This window comes from Azorhizobium caulinodans ORS 571 (assembly GCF_000010525.1).
Lineage (GTDB): Bacteria > Pseudomonadota > Alphaproteobacteria > Rhizobiales > Xanthobacteraceae > Azorhizobium > Azorhizobium caulinodans.
On sequence record NC_009937.1, the window covers coordinates 439,649 to 453,652 of the forward strand.

The following is a 14,004-nucleotide window of genomic DNA, read 5'->3' on the forward strand; positions in this document are numbered from 1 at the left end:
CGCCTTTTGGCCTTCTCGCGCGGCATGATAGACGAGGGGCGCCGCCGCGCCTGACGACATCGCGGCGATGGAAGGGTGAGGCGAGGCAGTCATGGCAGAGGGCAACAACCAGCTTTCCCGGTTTCTCGGCGGCTCGCCGGTCTCGGTTCTGCTGCGCCTCATCATCCTGTGCATCGTGGTCGGGGTGATCCTCGCCGCGTTGGGCCTCGACCCCGCGCATCTGCTGGAGAGCTTCCGCCGCCTCATCGAGACCGTCTTCTCCCTCGGCTTCGATACGGTGGAGCGCATCTGGCGCTATTTCCTGCTCGGGGCGGTGGTGGTCATCCCGCTGTGGCTGATCTCCCGACTTTTCCGGAGCGGGCGGTGAACGGTCGCCTGTCCCGGTCATGAGCGGGTCCGCCTCCCTTCCGGCCGGGCCGGTCACCCATCGCAGCGTGCTGGCCATCGCCGCGCCCATGACGCTCGCCCATCTCACGACGCCTCTGCTTGGGCTCGTCGCCACCACGGTGGTGGGGCGGCTCGGGGATGCGGCGGCGCTGGGCGGCGTCGCGCTCGGTGCGGTGGTGTTCGATTTCCTGTTCTGGGGCTTCGGCTTCCTGCGCATGGGCACGGTGGGCCTCGCCGCGCAGGCGCTGGGGCGCGGCGATAGCTTGGAACAGCGGGCGGTGCTCGCCCGCGCCCTGCTGCTCGCCTTTGCCTGCGGCGGGGCCATGGTGCTCTTGCAATGGCCCATCGGGCGCCTCGCCCGCCATCTCGCCGGTGCCAGCCCCGCAGCGGATGCGGCGCTTGCCACCTATTACGGCGTGCGCATCTGGGCGGCGCCGGTCAGCCTTGCCAATTACGCCTTGCTCGGCTGGTTCACCGGGCTCGGGCGCACGGGACACGCGCTGGCGCTCCAGGCCGGCATCAACGGCATCAATATCGCGCTCTGCGTGTTGTTCGTCCTCGGACTCGATCGCGGTGTCGAAGGGGCGGCTGAAGCGGCGCTCTGGGCCGAGGCGGCGGGCACGCTCGCCGGCCTGCTGCTCTGCGCCCGCCTGCTCGGCTTCCGGCTGGAGGTGCCCCGCGCCGTGGTGACGGACCGCGCCCGGCTGATGGAGATGTTCGCGCTCAATCGCGACATCATGATCCGCACGGCCGCGCTCCTCGCCGCCTTCGCCTTCTTCGCCGCGCAGGGCGCGCGGGCGGGCGACGTGACGCTCGCAGCCAATGCGCTCCTCAACACCATGGTGCTGCTGTCGGTCTATTTCCTCGACGGATTTGCCACCGCCGCGGAGCAGCTCTGCGGCGCCGCCTCGGGGGCGCGGGACCGCACCGCCTTCTCGACCGCGCTGCGGCTGGTGCTCGGCTGGGGTTATGGCTTTGCCGTGCCGGCGGTCGCCTTCTTCCTGCTGGCGGGCCCCACCATCCTCGGGCTCATGAGCACCAATGGGGAGGTGGTGGCCGAGGCGGTGCGCTATCTGCCCTTTGCCGCTCTGCTGCCGCTCTTCGGCGTCGCGGCCTATGCCTATGACGGCGTCTATGTGGGCGCGCTCTGGTCGCGCGACATGCGCAACCTGATGCTGGCGGCGCTGGCTTTCTATCTCGCCACGTGGTGGGCGCTCAGGCCCTTCGGCAATGCCGGGCTCTGGAGCGCACTGCTCCTTTTCCTCGCGGCGCGGGGCGTGCTTCAGGCATGGCGCCTGCCGGCGCTGGTGCGGCGGACCTTTGCCGAAGGCTGACCGCCTTCAGAGCTGCGGGAAGATGTGCGAGCCGTCGGCCCCCATGGGCAGGGGCTTCACCCACAGGGCGGAAGTCACCGGCAGCGGTGCATAAAGGTGGGGGAACAGCGCCCCACCGCGCGAGGGCTCCCACTTGAGATGCGGGGCTAGGCGCGCGGAATCCACCGCCACCAGCAGCAGGTCGTCCTTGCCGGCGAAGTGCTTGGCCGCCGTCTCGCGCACCTGCTCGGCGGCGGAGAAATGGATGTAGCCGTCGGCGAGGTCCACGGGCGCGCCCTCGAAGCGTCCCGCCGCCTCGGCGGCTTCCCACAGCGTGCGGGGGCAGATCTTGTAGATGATGCAGGGATGGCTCATGCCGCCCATGTAGCCATTTGCATCCGGGCACGCCAGAGGGAGTATCTTTATGCGGTGGAGGACTTGATTCCTGCACCCCGGATCGGCGATACATCCTTTCCTATATATTTTCCACGCGCAGGCGCCCCATGCTGACCCACGGCCAGATCTGGACGGCGATCGACCGGCTCGCCGAGGCCAACGGCCTCTCCGCCTCGGGCCTTGCCAAGCGCGCGGGGCTTGATTCCACCGCCTTCAACCGCTCCAAGCGCATCACCTCCGATGGCCGCCCGCGCTGGCCGTCGACCGAAAGCGTGTCCAAGATTCTCTCCGCGACAAACACGAGCATGCGGGCCTTCCTCGCCCTTCTGGAGGGGGAGGACATCGGCCCCTCCGGCTTCAGCGAGGAGCCGGCGCCGCCCTTCCGGCCGCAGCGTGCCATTCCCCACATCGGCCTCGCGCAGGCGGGTGACGGCGGCTTCTTCGACGATGCCGGCTTTCCGGTGGGCAGCGGCTGGGACGAGATCCTCTTCCCGGAGGTGGAGGACGAGCATGCCTATGCGCTGGAGATTTCCGGCGACAGCATGCTGCCGCTCTACCGGCCCGGCGACCTCGTGGTGGTCTCCCCCGCCGCCTCCGTGCGCAAGGGCGACCGGGTGGTGGTGAAGACCCGTGACGGCGAGGTGCTGGCCAAGGAACTGGTGCGCCGCACCGCCCGCACCGTGGAACTGCGCTCCCTCAATCCGGAATATGAGGGCCGCACGCTGGCCGCCACCGACGTGCTCTGGATCGCCCGCATCATCTGGGCGAGCCAGTAGGATTCAGGCCCCCGCCGCCGGCGCTTCGCCAAGGGCCGAGAGCAGCCGGGCGAGCTTGTCCGGATTGCGGGTGATGAAGATGTCCGTGATGCGCCCGTCCGCAATGGCGAAGGCGGTGGTCTGCATCAGGCCGCCCCGCTCGCGGCTGAGGAAGCCCGGCAGCCCGTCGATGACCAGCGGACGCAGCAGGGCGCCGTGATCGGTGTCCTTCACCGCGAGGCGGGCATAGAGGCGCAGGATGCGCGCAGACCCGATGATGGGATTGCGGAACGCCAGCACCTTGCCGCCACCGTCCGAGCGCAGGGTGGCCGTCTCCGCCAGCAGGCTCCCCAGGGCCGTGACGTCGCCGCTGCGGCTGGCGGTGAAGAAGGCCTGCGCGATGCGCGCGCCTTCCTCTTCCTCCACCTTGTAGCGCGGCCGCGCCTCCCGCACATGGCCCCGCGCGCGGGCGGCCAGCTGGCGCACCGCGGTGGGCTCGCGTTCAAGGGTGGCGGCCACCTCGTTCAGCGGCACGCCGAACACGTCGTGCAGCAGGAAGGCGGCGCGTTCCAGCGGCGAGAGCCGCTCCAGCGCCAGCATGAGCGTCAGGGTGAGATCATCCGCATCGGGCACAGGTTCGGGCAGCGACAGGCCATCCACCAGGGGCTCCGGCAGCCACGGGCCAACGTAGGTTTCCCGCGTGCGGCGGGCCGATTTCATGACGTCGAGGCACAGCCGCGTGACCACGCGGGACAGGAAGGCGGGCGGCGCTGCAATGGCGGAATGGTCCGCCCGCTGCCAGCGCAGCCAGGCGTCCTGCACCACATCCTCGGCCTCGCTGAGCGAGCCGAGCATGCGATAGGCGAGGCGCAGCAGCCGGGGCCGCTGCGCCTCGAAAATCGCCGTCGCGCCGTCAGGCTGCGGCATGCGCGGTCTCGAGCGCAGGCGCCACGCGGAAGCCCACCTGAAGGCGGTTCCAGGTGTTGATGGCGCCGATGAGCAAGGTGAGCTGCACCCGTTCCTCCTCGGTGAAGACCGCAGCGATCTCAGCATAGTCCGCATCGGGCGCGCGCGTCTGCGGCAGGAGGGTGAGGGCCTCTGTCCAGGCAAGCGCCGCCCGTTCGCGCGGGGTGTAGCAGGTGGCCTCCCGCCAGCCGGCGAGCAGGTGCAGGCGCATCTCGCTCTCCCCCTGGGCGCGGGCATCGCGGGCGTGCATGGCGAGGCAGAAGGCGCAGCCATTTATCTGCGAGGCTCGCAGCTTCACGAACTCGCGCACGCTGGTCTCCAGCGTCGAATGCCGGATGCTGGCCTCCAGCGCCATCATTGCCTTGATGCCCTCGGGCGCCAGCCTGAACGGCTCCTTGATCCTCTCGCTCATCGTTCGTCTCCGTGACGCGCTCCATGCGCGTTCGAGGACAAGACGAGGGAGAATGACCGGGTGTGACATAAGCGGCGAATTTTTTCGGCCGCCCGTGCCCCACCGCGGGTCAGATCACCTGCATCGCGAACAGCGCAACGCCGAGCATTCGCTGATCAGGGTTGGCCGGATCGAGATTGCATGGCCGCACCGCTTCCGGCGCCCGGATCATCAGCGTCATGAGGCCGCCGGCCGGATCGCGGCGCTGGACGATGGGCACCGTCACGCGCCGGCTTTCTCCGGCAACGAGGGTGATCTCCATGGGCGGCGCGAAATCGAGGGAGAGGAAAACGGACTGCCGATCGACATAGGGAATGCCGGCCAGCGTTAGCACCAGCGCCTCGGCGTCGGGCTCGGGAATCCGCAGCGTGATGGCCGTTTGCCGGCTGATCCAGAGCATCCGGCTGTCGCCGCCATAGGTGCCCGACCAGCGGGACAGCGCCGGGTCCAACTGCGCCGCGCTCCATTCAAACCCGCGCGTGAGGGTGAGAATGGGCGGCACGGCCGGGACATGCGCGGCGCCTTCGGACGCGCGGGAGTCCAGCGGGTTGGGCGCCGCATGGGTCCCGGTGAGCCGGTTGCGGAGCCGGATCCATTCATCCGCCTGCGCCGAGTGGTCGGCACGCCACCGGGCGTCAATCCGGGCGGCCCGCTCGGGAGCGATCTGGCTCTGCGCCTGAAGCCACGCGAGGTCCCGCAACCTTTGGGCGCGGGTCATGAAGGCGATGGCGGCCAGATGTTCCTTGCTGGCCGGCGTCGCATCGAACGTTCCGATGACGCGGTGGCTGTTGCGGGCGTGCTGGCGCCAGCCGACGAGCGGCTGCGCCAGATAGTGCTGGCTGCCAAGGAGGATCGCGCGAAAGCCGGTCAGGAGATCGAGGCCATAGGCGCACAGCTCCGGATCGAGCGGCGGAAACGCCTCGATGACCGAGCGATGGAAGGCGGAGGAGGCCCCCAGCCAATAGGAATTGTGCTGGAGGTCCGGCAGCGCCACCGGGTCGTCGAGCCGGGCGTCCGCCGCATGCGGATCGAGCACGCCGATGGAAATGCCGGTCTCGCTCAGCAGCACGGCGTTGGAGGTCACCAGCCGGCAATCGGGATCGGCCGCGAAATGGCCGATGATGGTATCGAGGCGCCCCGGCAGGGCGATGTCGTCGCTGTCCGCCTGGATGATGACCGGCGCGCGGGACAAGCCGAGAACGGCGGGCAGCATGCCATGGCCGAGCGCCGTGCTGTTGCGCATGACGGTCGCCATGACCTCGGGCCGGCCGCCGAGCCGGTCCAGCGCGGCAGCGAGGCTGCCGTCCTGTGAGCCGTCGTCCACCAGCACCAGTTCCACGTCCGGCCGCCACTGGGCCAGCAGGCTGTCGATCTGCGCTCCGACCCACTGGGCGTGGTTACGCAGCGGGATGAAGACCGTTGCGGCGAAGGTCTGCCGCGGGGCCGCCGGCGGCGGCGGCATGACCCAGGCGGACTGCGGCGCGGGCTCCGCCCAGCGCTCGATGGCGGCGGTGATCTCGTCCTCGCCAAAATAGGGGCGGACGTCGGGATGGGCGTAGATCGCCTCAAGTGTCGCTCGCGGCAGCCGGAAGCACTGCCGCAGGGCGCGGTAGATGCCGCCGCTCGGCTTGTCCTCGCCCGTATTGTCATGGGGAAGGACGAAGTCCATTCCCGGAAACAGCTCCGTGAGGCCCTTCTCGATGGCCGCCGGTGCGCGCTCGTGGCGGAAGAGCAGCAGGCGCACATTGTCGCGGCTCTGGATGGAATAGCCCTGAACCGTGTCGAAGGCCTGTTCGCGCAGATCAAAGCCGAACGGCCCGGCGAGTTCCTGCTCGAACCACTCGAAGGGGGCCCGGATCATCTTTTCCAGAAAGGTGCGGACCGGATCGCCGTTCGTCGTTTCACGCAGCCACAGGTCGGCAACGCGCGTTGCGATGGCTTCCGCGCTGGCCTGGACGGATGGGCTCACGCAATCCGCGAAGGCGGCCTCCAGATTCTGCATCGCGACCGACAGCGAACGGCTGACGGGATCGCGCACGCCGCTGATGATCGTGATCGTTTCGCCGGTCGCGCGGGCATGGGCGAGGCGCTCCCGGATCGGCCCGTTGTCGAACGATCCACGCAGGCCCGACGTATCGGCCGTGACTGCGGCGGCAAAGCGCTCAAGCGGATCGAGAATCCAGGGCTCCAGGCCATGACTGCGGAACACGTCGCCGGGAAAGCGTTCGGTCAACAGGTGATGCAGCGAGGTGGTGCAGACCTTGGCGTAGGTGAGGGTCAGGATCACGATTGTTCTTTTCGTTGGAACAGTTTTCAGTCGCTCGGTTTATAAGAGAGCCATTGTTCTTCGGTCGGAACCCTTCCGATTTGCCAGAGCGTCCCTGCGTTCCACGCCACAGCGAAGCTCAAGAAACGACGGAAGATACTTTTAGGGGACTGGGGTGCTCGCCTTCAAGTCGGATTTCCGTGAATGATATTATTGAGTGATTCCATGAAATGGAATTGCCCGCCGCGGCAAGACTGCCTATCACATGGCGAGGTGTCCGGCCGGTGGATGGGCCGCCGCGCCTTGCCTCCCAGCGGATCCGTGCCCTCCCGGCCACTCCCTGTCCGATGCACCCGCCCTGTCGAGTTCCGAACGCTCAGATGCCCATGTCCCTGATCGCGCCCCTGTCTCCCGAAACTCCGGATGGTCTGTTGCTGATCGGCGGCGGCCGCAATGCCCGCAATCTGATCTGCATCTTCGAGACGGCCGGTGTTGCGGTGCGGGGCATTGCGGATGACCGGCCTGCGGGCAAGGTGCTGGGGCACACGGTCGGCTTCATCGACGATCTGAACGGCTCGGACGTTGCGGCCTTCCTGACCATCGCCGATCCCGATCACGCCGCGCAGGTGCGGGAGCGGCCGGCCCTGCGGGGCTGCCGGTGGCCCCGCTTCGTGCATCCGTCATCGGTGGTTTCATCCCATGCCGACATCAGCGAGGGATGCTATGTCGGCCCCTTCGCCATTCTCACGGATGTCGTCCTCGGGCGCCACGTGCATCTCTTTGCGCATAATGTTCTGGGCGCCCGTGTGAGGGTTGGTGACTTCACGGTCATTCTGCCCCATGCGACGCTTGCCAGCGACGTGCGGATCGGAAAGCGCTGCATGATCGGCATGGGCGCGCGCATCCATGCGGGCGTGACCATCGGCGACGATTGCCGGATCGGCGTCAATGCTGTGGTGCGGCGCGACATGCCCGATCGGGCGATTGCCGTGTCGCAGCAGGCGACGCGCATCAAGACCCGCCTGTCCTTTGCCACGCGCCGCAGCGTGCCGGTCGAGTAGGCGCCGGGGGAGAGGTTACTCCTCCTGCCGCAGCAGCGCTTCCAGCGTCTCCAGCCGGTCGGCCTCGCGGGGCGGCTTGTCCCAGCGCAGGCGGGCGATGCGAGGGAAGCGCATGGCGACGCCCGAGCGGTGGCGGGTGGAGCGGGCGAGGCCCTCGAAGGCGACTTCCAGCACCAGTCCCTCGTCCGGCTCGTGCAGCACCTCGCGCACCGGGCCGAAGCGGTTGATGGTGGCGCGGCGCACGAACTTGTCGATCTCGATGAGCTCCTGATCGGTAAAGCCGAAATAGGCCTTGCCGACCGGCACCAGCACATCGCCCTCCTCGCCCTGCGTCCAGACGCCGAAGGTGTAATCGGAATAGAAGGAGGAGCGCTTGCCGTGGCCGCGCTGGGCATACATGAGCACGGCATCCACGGTGTGGGGATCGCGCTTCCATTTCCACCACGGCCCCTTGGGGCGGCCGGGGAGATAGGCCGTGTCCCAGCCCTTCAGCATCACCCCTTCCACCGCCTCCGCATCAAGGCCGGCTCCGGCCGAGGCCGGATCGCGGCGGGCGGCGGCGAGGCCCTCCCAATCCGCGAACGGCACGAGGGGGGAGAGGTCAAGCCGCGTGTGGCCTTGGGTCTCGAGCCGCGCGATCAGCGCCTCCAGTCGCGCCCGCCGGTCGCGGAAGGGCAGTGGTCGCAGGTCTTCGCCAGCGACGGCGAGCAGGTCATAGGCCCGGATATGGGCGGGGAATTCCGCCAGCATCTTTGTGGTGACGGCCTTGCGGTTGAGCCGCTGCTGAAGAACGTTAAAGGTCTCGACCCTTTTCTCGCGCACGATGAGCAGTTCGCCGTCGAGCGCGCCGTCGAAATCGAGTGCCTCCACGAGGTCAGGGAAGGCGCCGGAAATGTCTTCGCCCGTGCGGCTGTAGAGGCGTGCCGCCCGCGTGCCGTCGCTGCTGCGAGCGCAGACCGCCTGCACGCGGATGCCGTCCCATTTCCATTCGGCGGCGAAGCTCGCGGGATCGAGGGCGGAAAAATCCGTCTCCTCGATGGCATGGGCGAGCATCACCGGGCGGAAGGGCACCGGGTCCGTGGTCTGCGGCCGCTCCCCCTTGCCTTCGGCCCAGGCGAAAAGCTCGCGATAGGGCATGGAAAGGCCGGGCCAGACCAGTTCCACCTCGTCCGGCGGCAGGTCGCCCAGGGCCGCCACGGCGGTCTTGGCGAGGCGCGCGGAAGCACCCACGCGCAATGCGCCGGTAATCAGCTTCAAGAGCGCCCAGCGGCCGGTTTCGTCCAGCCCGTCGAGCCAGAGGGCGAGCTGGCGGGGCAGGTCGCGCTTGGGCAGCGTTTCCAGCCCCTCGACGATCTCGGAGAGGAAGGGCGCGTGGTTGCCACCCATCTCCGGCAGGCCCTTCGGCGCGGGCCACATGAGGGCGACGGTCTCGGAGAGGTCGCCCACATAGTCGTAGGAGAGTTCGAACAGCACCGGGTCCGTGCGCTCGGCGATGAGGGCGCGGATAAGGCCGGGCTTGGCATTGGTGAAGGAGAGCTTGCCGGTCAGGGCGGCGAGCGCCACCCCCCGCTCTGGGTCCGGCGTCGAGCGGAAATACTCGCTCATCAGCCGGATCTTGGCGTTGCGGCGGGGCTCGTAGGAGAGGCGGTCCAGAAGTTCGGCGAAGCGGTTCATGGCGCCGTCTCCTCCGGTGCGCCATCCTGCGGCGGCGCCTCGGGACCGGACATCGCCACGGCCTCGCCCTCCGCCGCCTCGTCCTCCTCCGCATAGCCCACCATGTGCAGGGGCTTCGCCTTCAGGCCTTGCGTCTGCGCCCAGTGCACCAGCGCGTCTTCCGCCCCGTGTGTCACCCACAATTCCTCGCAGCCGGTGGCGGTGACGGAGGCGGTGAGCCCATCCCAGTCCGCATGGTCGGAGACCACCAGCGGCAGCTCGATGCCGCGCTGCCTGGCGCGGGCCCGCACGCGCATCCAGCCGGAGGCGAAGGCGGTGACGGGATCGGGAAAGTTGCGGGTCCACAGATCGGTGATCGCCATGGGCGGGGCGATGACGATGGCGCCCGCCAGCTTCGCCTTGGCCATCTTGGTCACATGGGCCACAGGACCGAGGGCGATGCCCTGCGCCTCGTAATACGCGGTGATCTCGGTGAGCGCGCCATGCATGTAGAGCGGGGCCGTGTGGCCCGCCTGCCGGATGAGGGCCATCATGCGCTGGGCCTTGCCGAGCGAATAGGCCCCCAGAATGTGTGCGCGCTCGGGAAAGAGCGCGACGGAGCGCAGGAGCTTCGCCGTCTCGTCCGCCGCATCCGGATGGCGGAAGACCGGCAGGCCGAAGGTCGCCTCCGAGATGAAGACGTGGCACTTCACCGGCACGAAGGGCGCGCAGGTGGGATCGCGCGCATCCTTGTAGTCGCCCGAGGCCACGATGGTGAGGCCGCGCCAGTCCAGCGCCATCTGCGCCGAGCCGAGCACATGGCCGGCCGGATGGGCGGTGATGCGCACGCCGTTGATCTCGACGCTCTCGCCATAGCCGATCGCCTGCGTCTCGCCCGCGAAATCCGGCCCGTAGCGCAGGGCCATGATGTCCAGCGTCTCGCGCGTCGCCAGCACCTTGCCGTGGCCGCGCCGGGCATGGTCCGAATGGCCGTGGGTGATCACCGCGCGGTCCACGGCGCGCACCGGGTCCACGTAGAAATCCCCGGCGGGAGAGTAGAGGCCCTTGGTCGAGGGGCAGAGAAGGTCTTCCGGGCGCATGGCTAAAGGCTATATGGGTGCGCAGTTGCAATCCGCGAGGCCTTCGTGGCGTTCCAGTCCAGCACTCAGCCCTTGTACGCATCTTCCGGCAATCCCGCTCTCGACCGCCGGCTCGATTGGGCGCGGGCCGATCTGGAGGCGGGTGATGCCGCCGCCGCGGCCGAGCTTCTCGCCGATACGGTGGCGGAAGCGCCCCATTTTGTCGCGGCCTGGTTCCTGCTTGGCGAGGCACGGGCGGCGGCTGGCGATGAGGCTGGCGCGGCGGAGGCCTTCCGCGCCGTGCTCGCGCGTGATCCCGCCGATGCGTTGGGCGCGGGCCTCAGGCTCGCGCGCCTCGGCGGCGTGGAGGCGGAGGGCGCCATGTCGGCGGATTATGTGCGCACCCTGTTCGATCAATATGCCCCGCGCTTCGACGATGCCCTGCGCGGCAAGCTTGCCTATCGCGGGCCGGAGGTGCTGGCGGAGGCGGTGAGCGCGGTCTGTGCCGGGCGCGGGCGGGCGGAACGCTTCGCGCGCGGGCTGGATCTTGGCTGCGGCACCGGCCTTGCGGCGGGGCTGTTCGCCGGCAAGGTGGCGGCGCTGGCGGGCGTCGATCTCTCCCCCGCCATGGTGGAGCGGGCGCAGGCGCTTAGCCTCTACACGCGACTGGAGGTGGGCGAGATGGGCGCGGCGCTGGCGGCTGAGGCGCCGCAAAGCCTTGATCTCATCCTCGCCGCCGATGCGCTCTGCTATGTGGGCGATCTCGCCCCGATCTTCGCGGCAGCGTCCAGAGCGCTGGCGCCGCGGGGCCTGTTCGCCTTCACGCTGGAGACCCACGAGGGGGAGGGCCTGCTGCTGCGCGACACGCTGCGCTATGCCCATGGCCGGGCGCTGGTGCAGCAACAGGCGGCGGGGGCGGGCCTTGCCATCGCCCTGCTGGAAGACCGCTCCACCCGCACCGAGAAGGGCGTGCCCGTGCCGGGGCTGGTGGCCGTGCTTGTCCGCTCAGTCGATCTGTAGGGCGAAGGGCTCGCCCTCGAAGGCATCCGCCCCCCGGCCGATGGCGGCGATGGCCTTCACCATCCGGCCTTCGCGCTTCAGCGCCCGGTCCGCCAGCGCGACGATGCGGGCGTTGGGGGTTGCCGTGGGCGAGGCCTGGCGCAGGCGCAGCGCCAGCTCCATCTCGTCCACCTCCGGTAGCAAAGCACAGAGCGTGGTATAGGCGGCCGCCGTGGAGCGGGAGATGCCCGCATAGCAATGGATGACGAGCGGCGCCTCGCGCGGCCAGGCGTGCACGAAGTCCAGAAGGTCGTGCAGATGGGTGTCGCCCGGCGCCACCAGACCCTCGGCTTCCTCGACAATGTCGTTGATGCCGAGGAAGAGGTGGTGGGTCGGGTCCACATTGCTCGGCCGCGTCACGGCGGTGCCGCCATTGATGAGGGTGATGACGTGCCGGGCGCCGGTGCGCTCCACCGTCTCGTGGAGGCGCGAGAGGGAGCAGACATAGATCATCGGGCGATATCCTCGAACCGCGCCAGGAAGCGTTCCTTGGCCTCCTGTGCGCGCCATGGAGAGAGATAGGCGGCTTCGAGGCTGGCGTCGAGCCGGGGCGGACGGCCGAACACCTTCACCGCCTCCCCTTCGGAGAAGCCGGCGAGCCGGGTGGCCTCCAGAAAAGCGGCGGCGCGGTCGGCCGCCTTGGTGAGTTTCACCAGCGCCTGCGGCCATCGCACCGGCAGGCCGAAGCGCTGGCTGATGGCGGCGAGAAGCCGGGCCTCCACCGCCTTGTAGTCGCCGCCGATCATCGCCTTGAAGGGCGAGATCATGTCGCCGATCACATATTCCGGGGCATCGTGCAGCAGCACGGCGAGGCGCCAGCTCCGGTCAAGGTCATGCGTCTGCGCGCGGGCGAGCCGTTCCACCAGCAGCGAATGCTGGGCCACCGAGAAGATGTCATCGCCGCTCGTCTGGCCGTTCCAGCGGGCGACGCGGGCCAGGCCATGGGCGATGTCCTCGATCTCGATGTCGAGGGCCGAGGGGTCCAGCAGGTCCAGGCGGCGGCCCGAGAGCATCCTCTGCCAGGCGCGCGGCTTCTTGCCGGCGGTCGGGGAAGGCGGGGTGGGGGGCAGGCTCGGTTGTGCGGGCGAATCCGTCATTCCCTGAGGCTTAGCGCGGTCCGTGGGGCGGCGGAAGCCGGGGCGCTGTGCGGCGGAGAGAAGCCTGCTAGTTTCGCGGCGCTCTACGCGAAAGGCCGCCCATGTCCGATCCCGTCCGCCCTACCCTTGCCGCCAGCGCCGCCGTGTTCCGCGACGGCCGCGTCCTCCTCGCCCGCCGGGGTAAGGCGCCGGGCGCGGGCCTCTGGAGCCTGCCGGGCGGCCGGGTGGAGCCGGGCGAGCGGCTGGCGGAGGCCGCCGCCCGCGAGGTGATGGAGGAAGTGGCGGTGGAGGCGGAGATCCTCGCGGTCGCCGCCGCCCGTGACATCATCGTGCGCGATGGCGAGCGGCTTCTCGCCCATTTCGTCGTGGTCGCCCATGCCGCCCGCTGGCGCGCCGGGGAGCCGACCATCGGCGAGGAGGCCATCGAGGTCGGCTGGTTCGCCCCCGATGAGGTGGCGGCCCTGCCGGGCACGGACGGGCTCGCGGAGGTGGTCGCCGCCGCCGCCCGGCTGATGGCGGCCCCTTGACGGCGCGGGCTCGCGGGGCCACGAAAAGCCATGCGCACCTTCCGCTCTGCCGCCCTTCTCCTTGCCTCGGCCGTCTGGATCGCCGGGCTCGCGTGCGGGCCGGCGCAGGCGGCTTCTTCGGAAGGCTCGACCCCGCCCTATGAGCAGGATCTCCTGAAGATCGCGGAACTGCTGGGATCGCTGCATTATCTGCGCCCGCTCTGCGGCGCCCCCAACGAGGGCCAGAGTTGGCGTACCGAGATGCAGACGCTGATCGATGCCGAGCAGCCGTCCGACCCGCGCAAGGGCAAGCTGATCGCTGCCTTCAACGCCGGCTACAACAGCTACGCCACCGTCTACCGCACCTGCACGCCGGCCGCCGTCGAGGCCGTACAGCGCCAGATGGACCAGGGCGCCAAGCTCGCCCATGAGATCGTGGTCCGCTACGGCGGCAACTGAGGTGGTTCGGGCGTCTTGGCCTGCGCGTAAGGGCTCCGCCCCGGTTTCCAGCCTTTCGCTCATCGCGCCGCCCCCATCCCCCTGTGGGTCGGTTAACCTTTCGTTCAGAACTTCCGTGACGGGACCGTGGGGCGTGCTACTCCTTGGCTCGCCGCCTGATTCGGGGAGCGGCGCGGAGGTCGGTCTTGTCGAGCACGTCCAATTTCGCCAGCCATCCGCTGCATGTCGCCGAGCCGGCCTCGGACGAACGGCACGTGGCGCTGTCCTATCTGGAAGATGCCTGGACGGAAGCGCTGCGCGACGGTCTCGATGAGGACTGCCTGGTGCAGGCGGCCCTGTTCTCGGCCCTGCGCACCCTCGTCGCCATCTATGGCGAGGAGCCGACCGCCGATTATGTGGAAAGCCTTGCCCAGCGCGTGCGCGGCGGCGAATACACCCTCATCGGCCAGCGCCAGTAAGCCTGTCAGTCGTTCCCGGTGGCGCATATCGGGCTGCGCCGGGCGCGGACCTTGCATATATGATGGCCTGAACGGCCCGTGCTCCGGCGCGGGTGCCT

Annotated in this window: 16 protein-coding genes; 8 read left to right on the forward strand and 8 right to left on the reverse strand. The window is 69.2% G+C overall.

The window, feature by feature from the left end; genetic code table 11:
* Positions 1-91 precede the first annotated feature (91 nt).
* The gene (locus AZC_RS01970) at positions 92-367 is read left to right on the forward strand and encodes a DUF6460 domain-containing protein (protein ID WP_012168916.1); all 276 of its coding nucleotides are present in this window, start codon (positions 92-94) and stop codon (positions 365-367) included.
* A gap of 19 nt (positions 368-386) precedes the next feature.
* Positions 387-1,721, forward strand: a complete 1,335-nt coding sequence (locus AZC_RS01975; protein ID WP_012168917.1) for an MATE family efflux transporter — start codon at positions 387-389, stop codon at positions 1,719-1,721.
* Between the two features lie 6 nt (positions 1,722-1,727).
* Here AZC_RS01975 and AZC_RS01980 read toward each other — a convergent pair whose 3' ends face one another.
* The gene (locus tag AZC_RS01980) at positions 1,728-2,075 is read right to left on the reverse strand and encodes a DUF952 domain-containing protein (RefSeq protein WP_043879922.1); all 348 of its coding nucleotides are present in this window, start codon (positions 2,073-2,075) and stop codon (positions 1,728-1,730) included.
* 128 nt (positions 2,076-2,203) lie between these two features.
* Between AZC_RS01980 and AZC_RS01985 the strand changes: the two genes are divergently transcribed.
* Positions 2,204-2,872, forward strand: coding sequence for a S24 family peptidase (locus AZC_RS01985; RefSeq protein WP_012168919.1), 669 nt, complete (start codon positions 2,204-2,206; stop codon positions 2,870-2,872).
* 3 nt (positions 2,873-2,875) lie between these two features.
* Here AZC_RS01985 and AZC_RS01990 read toward each other — a convergent pair whose 3' ends face one another.
* The 3 genes from AZC_RS01990 to AZC_RS02000 form a co-directional block, all read right to left on the reverse strand.
* Entirely contained in the window at positions 2,876-3,778 is a 903-nt protein-coding gene (locus AZC_RS01990; RefSeq protein WP_012168920.1) for a sigma-70 family RNA polymerase sigma factor, read from the reverse strand.
* Positions 3,765-4,229, reverse strand: a complete 465-nt coding sequence (locus tag AZC_RS01995) for a carboxymuconolactone decarboxylase family protein (protein WP_043878785.1) — start codon at positions 4,227-4,229, stop codon at positions 3,765-3,767. Before AZC_RS01995 ends, AZC_RS01990 begins: the two co-directional genes overlap by 14 nt.
* Before the next feature lie 109 nt (positions 4,230-4,338).
* The gene (locus AZC_RS02000) at positions 4,339-6,555 is read right to left on the reverse strand and encodes a glycosyltransferase (protein ID WP_012168922.1); all 2,217 of its coding nucleotides are present in this window, start codon (positions 6,553-6,555) and stop codon (positions 4,339-4,341) included.
* A 359-nt stretch (positions 6,556-6,914) separates the two neighbouring features.
* On the opposite strand from AZC_RS02000, the gene AZC_RS24205 reads away from it, so the two are divergent.
* The gene (locus tag AZC_RS24205; protein ID WP_158304091.1) at positions 6,915-7,595 is read left to right on the forward strand and encodes an acetyltransferase; all 681 of its coding nucleotides are present in this window, start codon (positions 6,915-6,917) and stop codon (positions 7,593-7,595) included.
* Positions 7,596-7,610: 15 nt separating this feature from the next.
* Here the strand turns inward: AZC_RS24205 and AZC_RS02010 are convergent, their stop codons facing one another.
* Complete coding sequence (locus AZC_RS02010) at positions 7,611-9,269, reverse strand: cisplatin damage response ATP-dependent DNA ligase (RefSeq protein WP_012168924.1); 1,659 nt, start codon at positions 9,267-9,269, stop codon at positions 7,611-7,613.
* Positions 9,266-10,348: a ligase-associated DNA damage response exonuclease gene (locus tag AZC_RS02015; protein ID WP_012168925.1), complete on the reverse strand. Its 1,083-nt coding sequence runs from the start codon at positions 10,346-10,348 to the stop codon at positions 9,266-9,268. Before AZC_RS02015 ends, AZC_RS02010 begins: the two co-directional genes overlap by 4 nt.
* A gap of 72 nt (positions 10,349-10,420) precedes the next feature.
* Between AZC_RS02015 and AZC_RS02020 the strand changes: the two genes are divergently transcribed.
* Entirely contained in the window at positions 10,421-11,347 is a 927-nt protein-coding gene (locus AZC_RS02020; RefSeq protein ID WP_244421779.1) for a class I SAM-dependent DNA methyltransferase, read from the forward strand.
* Here AZC_RS02020 and AZC_RS02025 read toward each other — a convergent pair.
* Together AZC_RS02025 and AZC_RS02030 are read right to left on the reverse strand one after the other, a co-directional pair.
* Entirely contained in the window at positions 11,333-11,839 is a 507-nt protein-coding gene (locus tag AZC_RS02025) for a tyrosine phosphatase family protein (RefSeq protein ID WP_012168927.1), read from the reverse strand. The two genes, AZC_RS02020 and AZC_RS02025, sit on opposite strands and share 15 nt — an antisense overlap.
* Positions 11,836-12,483 (reverse strand): HD family hydrolase, encoded by a 648-nt coding sequence (locus AZC_RS02030; protein ID WP_012168928.1) that lies wholly within the window; start codon positions 12,481-12,483, stop codon positions 11,836-11,838. Before AZC_RS02030 ends, AZC_RS02025 begins: the two co-directional genes overlap by 4 nt.
* Positions 12,484-12,584: 101 nt before the next feature.
* Between AZC_RS02030 and AZC_RS02035 the strand changes: the two genes are divergently transcribed.
* From AZC_RS02035 to AZC_RS02045, 3 genes are all read left to right on the forward strand, one after another.
* On the forward strand, positions 12,585-13,010 hold the full coding sequence (locus tag AZC_RS02035) for an NUDIX hydrolase (protein WP_012168929.1): 426 nt from the start codon (positions 12,585-12,587) through the stop codon (positions 13,008-13,010).
* A gap of 30 nt (positions 13,011-13,040) precedes the next feature.
* A complete protein-coding gene (locus AZC_RS02040; RefSeq protein ID WP_012168930.1) occupies positions 13,041-13,448 on the forward strand; it encodes a TIGR02301 family protein in 408 nt (135 codons plus the stop codon).
* A gap of 185 nt (positions 13,449-13,633) precedes the next feature.
* Positions 13,634-13,906, forward strand: coding sequence for a hypothetical protein (locus AZC_RS02045; protein WP_043878786.1), 273 nt, complete (start codon positions 13,634-13,636; stop codon positions 13,904-13,906).
* Positions 13,907-14,004: the final 98 nt, after the last annotated feature.

Coding starts and splice junctions, on each gene's coding strand:
- AZC_RS01995 (WP_043878785.1), bottom strand. CDS start 4,229: ATGAGCGAGAGGATCAAGGAGCCGTTCAGGCTGGCGCCCGAGGGCATC.
- AZC_RS01990 (WP_012168920.1), bottom strand. CDS start 3,778: ATGCCGCAGCCTGACGGCGCGACGGCGATTTTCGAGGCGCAGCGGCCC.
- AZC_RS02010 (WP_012168924.1), bottom strand. CDS start 9,269: ATGAACCGCTTCGCCGAACTTCTGGACCGCCTCTCCTACGAGCCCCGC.
- AZC_RS02015 (WP_012168925.1), bottom strand. CDS start 10,348: ATGCGCCCGGAAGACCTTCTCTGCCCCTCGACCAAGGGCCTCTACTCT.
- AZC_RS01985 (WP_012168919.1), top strand. CDS start 2,204: ATGCTGACCCACGGCCAGATCTGGACGGCGATCGACCGGCTCGCCGAG.
- AZC_RS01975 (WP_012168917.1), top strand. CDS start 387: ATGAGCGGGTCCGCCTCCCTTCCGGCCGGGCCGGTCACCCATCGCAGC.
- AZC_RS02025 (WP_012168927.1), bottom strand. CDS start 11,839: ATGATCTATGTCTGCTCCCTCTCGCGCCTCCACGAGACGGTGGAGCGC.
- AZC_RS24205 (WP_158304091.1), top strand. CDS start 6,915: ATGCCCATGTCCCTGATCGCGCCCCTGTCTCCCGAAACTCCGGATGGT.
- AZC_RS01980 (WP_043879922.1), bottom strand. CDS start 2,075: ATGAGCCATCCCTGCATCATCTACAAGATCTGCCCCCGCACGCTGTGG.
- AZC_RS02030 (WP_012168928.1), bottom strand. CDS start 12,483: ATGACGGATTCGCCCGCACAACCGAGCCTGCCCCCCACCCCGCCTTCC.
- AZC_RS02035 (WP_012168929.1), top strand. CDS start 12,585: ATGTCCGATCCCGTCCGCCCTACCCTTGCCGCCAGCGCCGCCGTGTTC.
- AZC_RS01970 (WP_012168916.1), top strand. CDS start 92: ATGGCAGAGGGCAACAACCAGCTTTCCCGGTTTCTCGGCGGCTCGCCG.
- AZC_RS02040 (WP_012168930.1), top strand. CDS start 13,041: ATGCGCACCTTCCGCTCTGCCGCCCTTCTCCTTGCCTCGGCCGTCTGG.